Here is a 300-nt window from a genome sequence, read left to right as displayed (position 1 = left end):
GCGATGATCGGCACGCCGAGCTCCTTGGCCAGCGCCTTGAGGCCGGTGGTGATCTCGGTGATTTCCTGCACACGGTTCTGCGAGGCCTTGGCGCTGGAGCCCTGCATCAGCTGGATATAGTCGATGACGATGAGGTCGAGGCCGCGCTGGCGCTTCAGGCGGCGCGCGCGGGCGGAAAGCTGGGCGATCGAGATGCCGCCGGTCTGGTCGATGAACAGTGGGATCTTCTGCATCGTCTGCGAGCAGGCGACGAGTTTTTCGAAATCCATCTCGGTGATCTCGCCGCGGCGGATCTTCGAG

At 63.7% G+C, this 300-nt stretch carries 1 protein-coding gene; it reads right to left on the bottom strand.

The window, feature by feature from the left end; genetic code table 11:
* A partial coding sequence (locus EN807_RS34415) for a DnaB-like helicase C-terminal domain-containing protein (protein ID WP_281405269.1) occupies positions 1-300 on the bottom strand: 300 nt, incomplete at both ends.

This window comes from Mesorhizobium sp. M5C.F.Ca.ET.164.01.1.1, assembly GCF_004792125.1.
Taxonomy (GTDB): domain Bacteria; phylum Pseudomonadota; class Alphaproteobacteria; order Rhizobiales; family Rhizobiaceae; genus Mesorhizobium; species Mesorhizobium wenxiniae.
The sequence above is the reverse complement of the archived record's forward strand: the minus strand, read 5'-3'. Positions and strand labels throughout refer to the sequence as shown.